A 9,667-nucleotide genomic window follows, 5' to 3' on the forward strand; every position below is an offset into this window, starting at 1 on the left:
ATTTGTGCAAATGTTAAATAATTGCACCACATAAATTAACTTTTTGTTAATAAAAGGGAGGAGTGAAATGATGAGAAAAGCTGAAACGACGAAGGCCTGAATCATTTCTGATTCAGGCCTTCTGAATAGTGGCGGAACGGACGGGACTCGAACCCGCGACCCCCTGCGTGACAGGCAGGTATTCTAACCGACTGAACTACCGCTCCACTGTTCCCGTTTGGGGAACGAGGCGCATATTACGGTGTGCCTCGGATCTCGTCAACGCTTTTTCTCATGTTTTGAATCGTTTGCTGCAAAAATCGCCCAACAGATGATTTTACAGGCATTCCGACGTTTTTTCAGGCACGCCACATACAGCTTCCGCCCTTCTTCTGCACAAGGTCGAGGCGAGATTCGTGATCAAGTAACTCTGCATCACTGGCTAAAACAACCCGCAAGCGGCTTGCCTGACGGACAACGCGCTGAATACCCGCTTCGCCCTGCGTCTGCTGAGACTCATTTTCCATGCTGAACTTCATTGAAGTCTGTCCGCCGGTCATTGCCAGATAGACATCGGCCAGGATCTGGGCATCGAGCAGTGCCCCGTGCAGCGTTCGCTTGGTGTTATCTATTTCGTAACGTGAACAGAGCGCATCGAGGCTGTTACGCTTGCCGGGAAACATCTTCCTCGCCAGCGCCAGGCTATCGGTTACTTTGCAAAAGGTGTTTGTTTTCGGAATATCGCGATGGAGCTTACTAAACTCATAGTCCATAAAGCCGATATCGAACGAGGCGTTATGAATGATGAGCTCGGCGCCTGTGATGTATTCCAGAAACTCGTCTGCCACCTCGGCAAAGGTCGGTTTGTCCAGCAAGAACTCATCGGCAATACCGTGAACGCCGAACGCTTCTGGATCCACCAGCCGATCGGGTTTGAGGTACACGTGGAAGTTGTTCCCCGTGAGACGACGGTTCACCACTTCAACGGCACCAATCTCAATGATCTTGTGCCCTTCGTAGTGCGCGCCGATCTGGTTCATACCGGTGGTTTCGGTATCGAGGACAATCTGGCGAGTAATTGCAGTGCTCATAGCGGTCATTTATGTCAGACTTATCGTTTTACTGAACGTTTCGAATACAGGAAGTCTACCAGAGATGCGCAAACAGGTAGAAATTTTCACCGATGGATCTTGTCTCGGCAACCCGGGGCCTGGCGGCTATGGCGCGATTATGCGCTATCGCCAACACGAAAAAACCTTTAGCGAAGGCTATTTTCTGACCACCAATAACCGGATGGAGTTGATGGCGGCCATTGTGGCGCTGGAAGCCTTAAAAGAACACTGCGATGTGATACTCAGTACAGACAGTCAGTACGTGCGACAGGGCATCACCCAGTGGATCCATAACTGGAAAAAACGCGGCTGGAAAACAGCTGATAAGAAGCCGGTTAAAAATGTCGACCTCTGGAAGCGTCTGGATGCGGCATTAGGTCAGCACCAAATTAAATGGGAATGGGTAAAAGGCCACGCTGGTCACCCTGAGAACGAACGCTGCGACGAACTGGCGCGCGCTGCGGCATCCAACCCCGCTCATGAAGATGCGGGCTATCAGCCCGACGCCTAATCGGTTTTTTTGTACTGCCGCGTGGCACCTACGGTCTGCCGAAGGGGTGTTTTCGATTTGCTCTGCTTCATCGGATTAAGCGTAAGGGGGATGGTTCGCTTACGCGCGACGATAAATTGCATGCAGCCTAAGGCGGGCAAATGCGTGCTCAACACCACGCCACCCTGCCGCGCCCACGGTAGCACCTGAAAACCGCCGTAGCTGAGCACTTCAAAATTCAGCAGTGAAAGCCAGTCGAGCTGGCGCATCATGGTGAACATCCGGCTGTTGTAGGGTGGCGTACGGCGCAGCACAGGCACCAGCTTACGCAGCCCCATCAGGCTCAGCGGATTGAATCCGCTGAGTATCAGCCAGCCGTCATCAATCAGCACGCGATCGGCTTCACGCAGCATACGGTGAGGATCGCTGCACCAGGGCAGCGTGTGTGCCAGAAGACACGCATCAACGGATTTTTCCGCAAACGGCAGATGCAAGGGGTCCGCCTTCACCTGAACCGGCGATCCGCCGAGAGAGACATTGACCTGATGGGAGATAGCGCAGCTTTCGGTATTGATTTCCGCGCTGAGATTGCCAATCTTAAGCAGGTGAAAGCCATACATTTTCGCGAGCCAGGGCTTCAACTGTAGCTCTAACGCCTCGCGATAGTATTCACCCCAGGGCAATTCCGCCCAACGTTCCGGTGCTATGACAGTCTGAGGTATCCTTGCCGGTTTCATCAACACACCCGCCACGCTATAAGAGGTAATGTATGAATCTTATCAGTATTCCTGCTTTTGAGGACAATTACATCTGGGTTTTGGTCGATGACGATCGTCGATGCGTCATTGTCGATCCCGGAGAATCCGCCCCTGTACTGGGCGCAATAGAAGAGAACGGCTGGCAGCCTGAGGCCATTCTGTTGACGCACCATCATAACGATCACACAGGCGGTGTGCCGGAACTGCGCGCCCATTTTCCGCATCTTGTGGTTTACGGACCGGCTGAGACACAAGATAAGGGAACCACGCAAGTAGTCGAAGAAGGCGAAAATATCCTCATCCACAAGTGGGAGTTTTCCGTATTTGCTACACCAGGTCACACTTTGGGACATCTGTGTTTCTACAGCAAACCTTATCTTTTTTGTGGCGACACGCTCTTTTCTGGCGGCTGCGGAAGACTTTTTGAAGGCACACCAGAACAGATGTATCAGTCTTTACAGAAGATTAGTGCTCTGCCGGATGATACCCTTATTTGTTGCGCACATGAGTATACATTAGGGAATATGAAGTTTGCCGTGAGCCTCTTACCTGAGGATCGGGCGATTCAGGATTATTATCACAAAGTGAAGGAGTTACGTGCAAAAAACCAAAATACACTGCCCGTTATTCTGAAAAATGAGCGCCAAATTAATTTATTTTTACGAACTGATGATATTGATTTAATTAAAAAAATTAACCAAGAAACAAATTTGCAACAACCAGAACAGCGATTTGCATGGTTACGGTCAAAGAAAGATAACTTCAGATAAATGCGGGTTGCCTTTTCAAAATTTCGCCGTTATCATCGCTCGTCTTTTAAGCAACTATTGACACACACATGAAGGCAAAAGCGATATTACTCGCCTCTGTCCTGCTTGTAGGTTGCCAGTCGCAGAACGGCAGCAACGTACAACAGCACGCACAGAGCCTTTCTGCAGCTGGTCAAGGGGAAGCAGGGAAGTTTACGAGTCAGGCGCGATGGTTGGACGATGGGACATCTTTCGCGCAGGAGCAAGACTTGTGGACCTCTATTGGCGACGAGCTAAAGATGGGAATTCCGGAAAACAGCCGGATTCGCGAACAGAAACAGAAGTATTTGAGAAATAAGAGCTATCTCCACGATGTAACGTTACGGGCAGAGCCGTATATGTACTGGATAGCCGGGCAAGTTAAAAAACGTAACATGCCTATGGAGCTGGTACTCCTACCCATAGTGGAGAGCGCTTTTGACCCACACGCGACGTCTGGCGCCAATGCCGCAGGCATTTGGCAGATCATTCCGAGCACCGGGCGAAACTATGGTCTGAAACAGACCCGCAACTATGATGCGCGTCGCGATGTTGTCGCTTCAACGACAGCCGCTCTCGACATGATGCAACGTCTGAACAAGATGTTTGACGGCGACTGGCTGTTAACGGTCGCAGCGTATAACAGTGGCGAAGGTCGTGTACTGAAGGCAATGAAAGCGAATAAAGCACGGGGTAAATCCACCGATTTTTGGTCGCTCTCACTGCCACAGGAAACAAAGATTTACGTACCGAAAATGCTGGCATTGAGCGATATTCTCAAGAACAGCAAGCGTTACGGTGTACAACTGCCAACACCAGACGAAAGTCGTGCACTGGCGCGCGTTCGCCTCAGCAATCCGGTTGATATCCAACAGGTTGCTGATATGACGGGTATGTCGGTAAGTAAATTGAAAACCTTTAATGCAGGCGTTAAAGGCTCGACGCTGGGGGCAAGCGGCCCGCAGTATGTGATGGTTCCGCAGAAGCATGCTGAGCAGTTACGTGAGTCTTTAGCATCGGGTGAGATTGCCGCCGTTCAGTCAACGCTGATCGCGGATGCTTCCTCCGTTAACAGCCGCAGCTATAAGGTACGTTCAGGTGATACGCTTTCAGGCATTGCCTCACGCCTTGGCGTGACGGCGAAAGATCTGCAGCAGTGGAATAATCTGCGCAGTTCAGGGCTGAAAGTGGGTCAGACACTGACGGTGGGTGCAGGTAACAGCGCACAGCGTCTCGCCAGCAACAGCGATAGCATTACCTATCGCGTGCGCAAAGGCGATTCACTGTCCAGTATCGCAAAACGACACGGCGTGAACATTAAAGATGTGATGCGCTGGAATAATGATACTGACAATCTGAAACCGGGCGACCAGCTGACGCTGTTTGTGAAGAACAGCGCCACGCCAGACTCCTGATAACACGATCGCAAATAAAAAGGCACCGATTCCCCTCGGTGCCTTTTTTGTTTATCCCGCTTTTTGTGCTTCAGCCATGATGGTATCGCTGGTAAATGAGCCATCGGCCTGCAGTTCAAAATACGCCTTCACCTCTGCGGACGCACTCTCCTGGTAAAGCCTAATCGCCTGGCTTAACGCTTCCGGGGTACGCATACGCGCGATCCACGAGCTGAACTCCAGCGGTAAGCGGTCTGTTATTAACGAGCGCGCAATCAGCCCGGCTTCAGTGATAAACGATAACCACTCCCCGCTGGCGTAGTTTTGCACGTGCGAGGTATCGCGCAGCGCTTCGACCGTCTGCAGCCAGATATTACGCACCGGATGCCCAGGAGACATCACATCCATAATGATGAAGATGCCACCCGGCTTCAGAACGCGTCTGACTTCGCGCAATGCCTGGCCGACATCATGCCAGTGGTGTGCGGAATAACGGCTGATCACGACATCAAACGACGCATCATCAAAAGGTAAAGACTCCGCATACCCCTGCCGCGTATCAATGTTGTTCAGCCCTTTCGCTTTCGCCGCCTCAGCTACGACGTCCAGCATCTGACTCGATAAATCATACGCGGTAACATGGGCTACCTGCTGCGCAGCCGTAAAGCTGGCGTGCCCTGCCCCACAGCCCAAATCCAGCACGTGCGCCTGCGGGAATGCCGCCAGATGTTCACCGAGACGCACCAGATCGCGACCTGAGGCATGCACGGCACTGCTCAGATAAGCACTTGCCTGAGAACCAAACTGTTTTTCTACGTTGTCATGATGGGAGTGTGTTGTTGTCATCGTACTGTCCTTTGTTGGTTAAAAATAAAAGGGCAGCACCCGCGCAGGTCTGCCCCACGGCAGACCTGACACACCATTATTTATCAGGTTTGCCGGGACTGAATTCAACTAGTAGAGGGTTGTGATCCGAGGCGCGCGTCACCAGAACAGAGGCATCGTGCACGCTCAAACCGCGATAGAAGACAAAGTCGAGAGGACGACCGAACGCTTTTTTGCGCTGGTCATCGCTGAAGCGAACTTCACGCAGCGACATTTCACGCGCAAATCGATACAGCGCATTCATGCGCGGGCGGCTCCAGGCATTGAAATCGCCGGCCATGATGATGGGTCCGCTGTGATGCGCAATCTGATCGCCAATTGGAAGTAACTGCTTACTATACACATCCACGCCGAGGCTAAAGTTTACTGCGTGGATATTGACGACCATCAGCATACGAGTATCCGGCAGCGGATAGACCGTCACCAGCGCTGATTTTGCCAGACGCAGGATAGGTTCGCGCTCGCGGAGCGGGCAACAGTAGACCGGATGGGCAGCAGAAAGCGTCATCACGCCAGAGGGATGCTGCGGCAGGACAAATGCTGGCACCTGGTCGGCGGCAAGGTAGTTTGTGGTGGCAAACCGGACCAGTTCAGGGGTGGTTTGCGCCTCCTGGAGCAGAACCAGATGGGCATCTTTTCCAAAATTTTTGAGTACCGATAACCATTCCGCGCGCTGCTGCTTGAAGATATTCCACACCAGTACCCGAATTTTTTCATCGCTACTTAACGGTGTGCCGGCGGGTAATGCCTGGCTTATGCTCGCAAACGACCCCGGAGGTAAGATCCTCTCCGCGGGCATTCCGGCAACATAACGCATGGCATAGGTATTTTTTCGCACTTTTGGAAACAGCCCCTGTAACATGAACCAGCCCGGAAAACGGACTGGTTCTAATGTTATAGGGACTTTAGGTCACACTTTCAACGCAATTTCTGAGAAACCGTTTTCCAGTTTTGTAAGCAAGCACTTACTGATGTTATCCGAGCGCTACGCGGGCTGGCTTATCGAGACGTCCACTCAGGCCAATCAGCAGAAACGCCACCAGGACAATCACCGCGCCGATCCATGGGGTCTGGGTTAATCCGAAGTGTTCGACGGTTTGTCCACCAATGATGGAGCCCAGCGCGATACCGATATTGAAAGCAGCAATATTCAGACCGGAAGCCACATCGACCGCATTTGGCGTATAAAGCTCGGCTTTTTGTACAACGTAGACCTGGAGCCCGGGCACATTACCAAAGGCAAAGATCCCCATGACCAGCACTGTTACCAGCGCGGCGTAGTGTATCGAAGCGGTGAACTGGAAAATCATCAGCAGGACAACCAGCGCGGCAAAGATGAATTTCAGCGCCGGTACCGCACCATGCTTATCCGCAAGTTTTCCGCCCCAGATATTGCCAATAGCAACGGAAATACCATACCCCAGCAAAATCCAGCTTACGGCATTCGGAGAGAAGCCCGCCAGGTCCTGCATCATCGGAGCCAGGAAAGTGAAGGCGGTGAATACGCCACCATAACCCAGGGCAGTGACCGCATAGATAATCAGCAAACGCGGATGAGTGAGTACCTTCAGCTGATCGCTCAGGCTGGCGCTCGCGCGGCCTGGAATATTCGACGGTACCAGTAGCAGGCTAGCCACGAGGGCAATAACACCCAGTAAGGAGACGGCCAGAAACGTTTCGCGCCAGCCAAAGTGCTGCCCGATAAACGTTCCCAACGGCACCCCCGTCACAAGGGCGACGGTCAATCCACCGAACATAATTGCGATAGCTGAAGCTGCTTTCTCTTTGGGTACCAGACTGGTTGCGATGGTGGAACCAATCGAGAAGAACACGCCGTGCGCCAGTCCAGTCAGCAGGCGGGCAATCACGAGGGTGGTATAGTCCGGTGCCTGCCAGGCCAGAATATTGCCAGCGGTGAACAACACCATCAGCGCAACTAACAGTTGCTTACGCGGAAAACGTCCGGTCAGGGCCGTCAGCACCGGTGCGCCAACGGCGACGCCCAGAGCGTAGATGGACACCAGCAACCCGGCAGAGGGCAGCGAGATGGCAAGCTGGTTAGCAATGGTGGGAACGAGCCCCACAATAACAAATTCGGTCGTGCCAATTGCAAAGGCACTGATCGTCAGGGCAAGTAGCGCCAGTGGCATAAAATACTCCGTATCATCAGGATTAAGATGACAGGCAGTATGCGCCAGTGCTTAAATAACAAAAATGGTCAAAATATCAATAGAATTTTGCAGGTGGTGCAACAATGAAAGCAACATTCGAAGAGCTGACAATCTTTGTCGCCGTCGTTGAAAGCGGCAGCTTTAGCCGCGCAGCCGAACAGCTGGGACAGGCTAACTCGGCCATCAGCCGCTCGGTGAAAAAGCTGGAGATGAAGCTTGGGGTGAGCCTGCTCAACCGAACGACGCGACAGCTGAGCCTGACGGAAGAAGGAGAACGTTATTTCCGCCGCGTGCAGTCGGTGCTGCAGGAGATGGCCGCAGCGGAGACGGAGATTATGGAAAGCCGTAGTACGCCGCGCGGGTTGCTGCGCATTGATGCGGCCACGCCGGTCGTGCTTCACTTTCTGATGCCGCTGATCAAACCTTTCCGCGAACGTTATCCGGAAATGACGCTCTCTCTGGTCTCCTCAGAAACGTTTATCAACCTCATTGAGCGGAAAGTGGATGTGGCAATCAGGGCGGGAACATTGACGGATTCCAGCCTACGCGCCCGGCCGCTGTTTGCCAGCTACCGCAAAATTATCGCGTCGCCACAGTATATTGCTGAGCATGGTAAACCGGAGACGGTAGAAGAGTTAAAGCATCACCTGTGCCTGGGCTTTACGGAACCTGTGTCTCTGAATACCTGGCCTGTTGCCTGTCATGACGGCCAGCTTCATGAAATTACCTGCGGATTATCGTCTAACAGCGGAGAGACGCTGAAACAGCTATGTCTGGAAGGGAACGGTATCGCCTGTTTATCAGACTATATGATTGATAAGGAGATAGCGCGGGGTGAACTGGTGGAGCTAATGGCCGACAAACGTCTGCCGGTCGAGATGCCTTTCAGCGCGGTGTATTACAGCGACAGAGCAGTAAGCACGCGCATACGCGCTTTTATCGACTTCCTGAGTGAACATATAAAAACAGCTCCCGGAGGAGCTGTGTGAGGGTTCAGGGTACAGAGGGAGACTCTTATTAATCCCAGTTCGGCGCTAAACCTTCCGGGCTCACCAGGCGATCGTTGCATTCCAGCGCTGCGATCGCTTTTTTATCCTCTTCATCCAGCTGGAGATCCAGCGCTAACAGGTTGCTGGCCAGGTTTTCGCGCTTGGTTGAGGACGGGATCACGGCATAACCTTCACCCATTGCCCATGCCAGAATGACCTGCGCAGCAGTCGCGTTATGTTTCTCAGCGATACGCGTAATCACTTCATCTTTCAGTGCCTTACCATAGGCCAGCGTCATGTATGAGGTGATGTGGATGCCGTGCTGTTTTGCCCATTCCACGACTTTACGGTTTTGCAGATAAGGTGACAGTTCAATCTGGTTGGTCGCAATATCTTCTGCACCTACAGCGGCAATGGCTTTTTCCATCAGCGGAATGGTGAAGTTGGAGATACCAATTTCACGGGTCAGCCCCTGCTTTTTCGCTTCAAGAAGTGCCTGCATGAACTCTTCCACAGATACGGCATCGTTTGGTGATGGCCAGTGGATCAGCGTCAGATCGACATAGTCGGTGCGTAATTTTTCCAGGCTCTCTTTCAGGCTCGGCATCAGCTTTTCTTTGCTGAGGTTTTCAATCCAGATTTTGGTGGTGATGAACAGTTCGTTACGCGGTACACCACTCTCTTCGAGAGCTTGTCCAACGGCAGCTTCGTTTTCATAGATCTGTGCCGTATCAATTGCGCGATAGCCCAGTTCAAGAGCGGTTTTAACAGATGCAATAACAACGTCGTCTTTCAGGCGGAAAGTGCCCAGACCAAATGCAGGGAGAGTCATAATATTCCTCAATCGTTATGTTCGTAAACTGAGGAGGATTATCGCTGGCGCTGTTATAGAGAAAAAGATCGCAAAACGCAGAGGATTTTTGCTAATTTCGCAATAATGAAAAGGCAGACAAGAAAAAAGCCCTGAGCGTTAACTCAGGGCTTTTAATAAGTGGCGGAACGGACGGGACTCGAACCCGCGACCCCCTGCGTGACAGGCAGGTATTCTAACCGACTGAACTACCGCTCCACCGAAGACTGCTTGTAACCACCGGATTTATG

General features: G+C 52.1%; 10 protein-coding genes and 2 tRNA genes. 4 read left to right on the forward strand and 8 right to left on the reverse strand.

Annotated elements, in window-relative coordinates; translation table 11 throughout:
• Positions 1–129: 129 nt before the first annotated feature.
• Both ACWKXT_RS08635 and dnaQ read right to left on the reverse strand, forming a co-directional pair.
• Positions 130–206 (reverse strand) — tRNA-Asp (locus ACWKXT_RS08635).
• 132 nt (positions 207–338) lie between these two features.
• Positions 339–1,070, reverse strand: coding sequence for a DNA polymerase III subunit epsilon (gene dnaQ / locus ACWKXT_RS08640; protein ID WP_080328133.1), 732 nt, complete (start codon positions 1,068–1,070; stop codon positions 339–341).
• On the opposite strand from dnaQ, the gene rnhA reads away from it, so the two are divergent.
• A complete protein-coding gene (gene rnhA, locus ACWKXT_RS08645; protein WP_454532206.1) occupies positions 1,024–1,602 on the forward strand; it encodes a ribonuclease HI in 579 nt (192 codons plus the stop codon). The two genes, dnaQ and rnhA, sit on opposite strands and share 47 nt — an antisense overlap.
• Here rnhA and ACWKXT_RS08650 read toward each other — a convergent pair.
• Entirely contained in the window at positions 1,599–2,318 is a 720-nt protein-coding gene (locus ACWKXT_RS08650) for a class I SAM-dependent methyltransferase (protein WP_454532207.1), read from the reverse strand. The two genes, rnhA and ACWKXT_RS08650, sit on opposite strands and share 4 nt — an antisense overlap.
• A gap of 32 nt (positions 2,319–2,350) precedes the next feature.
• Here ACWKXT_RS08650 and gloB point away from each other — a divergent pair, with 32 nt between their 5' ends.
• On the forward strand, positions 2,351–3,109 hold the full coding sequence (gene gloB / locus ACWKXT_RS08655) for a hydroxyacylglutathione hydrolase (protein WP_454532208.1): 759 nt from the start codon (positions 2,351–2,353) through the stop codon (positions 3,107–3,109).
• A gap of 68 nt (positions 3,110–3,177) precedes the next feature.
• Complete coding sequence (mltD, locus tag ACWKXT_RS08660) at positions 3,178–4,542, forward strand: murein transglycosylase D (RefSeq protein WP_080328135.1); 1,365 nt, start codon at positions 3,178–3,180, stop codon at positions 4,540–4,542.
• A gap of 51 nt (positions 4,543–4,593) precedes the next feature.
• Here the strand turns inward: mltD and ACWKXT_RS08665 are convergent, their stop codons facing one another.
• From ACWKXT_RS08665 to ACWKXT_RS08675, 3 genes are all read right to left on the reverse strand, one after another.
• A complete protein-coding gene (locus ACWKXT_RS08665; protein WP_454532209.1) occupies positions 4,594–5,367 on the reverse strand; it encodes a class I SAM-dependent methyltransferase in 774 nt (257 codons plus the stop codon).
• A 76-nt stretch (positions 5,368–5,443) separates the two neighbouring features.
• Positions 5,444–6,244, reverse strand: coding sequence for an endonuclease/exonuclease/phosphatase family protein (locus ACWKXT_RS08670; RefSeq protein ID WP_024909448.1), 801 nt, complete (start codon positions 6,242–6,244; stop codon positions 5,444–5,446).
• Positions 6,245–6,380: 136 nt separating this feature from the next.
• Positions 6,381–7,556 carry an MFS transporter gene (locus ACWKXT_RS08675; RefSeq protein WP_219366795.1) on the reverse strand — a complete coding sequence of 392 codons (1,176 nt, stop codon included), beginning with the start codon at positions 7,554–7,556 and terminating at the stop codon, positions 6,381–6,383.
• A gap of 104 nt (positions 7,557–7,660) precedes the next feature.
• On the opposite strand from ACWKXT_RS08675, the gene yafC reads away from it, so the two are divergent.
• Positions 7,661–8,566, forward strand: coding sequence for a DNA-binding transcriptional regulator YafC (gene yafC, locus ACWKXT_RS08680; RefSeq protein ID WP_454532210.1), 906 nt, complete (start codon positions 7,661–7,663; stop codon positions 8,564–8,566).
• Between the two features lie 28 nt (positions 8,567–8,594).
• On the opposite strand, the gene dkgB is transcribed toward yafC, so the two are convergent.
• Positions 8,595–9,398 carry a 2,5-didehydrogluconate reductase DkgB gene (gene dkgB / locus ACWKXT_RS08685; RefSeq protein ID WP_454532211.1) on the reverse strand — a complete coding sequence of 268 codons (804 nt, stop codon included), beginning with the start codon at positions 9,396–9,398 and terminating at the stop codon, positions 8,595–8,597.
• 160 nt (positions 9,399–9,558) lie between these two features.
• Positions 9,559–9,635 (reverse strand) — tRNA-Asp (locus ACWKXT_RS08690).
• Positions 9,636–9,667: the final 32 nt, after the last annotated feature.

It is taken from the genome of Enterobacter sp. UPMP701 (assembly GCF_053709515.1).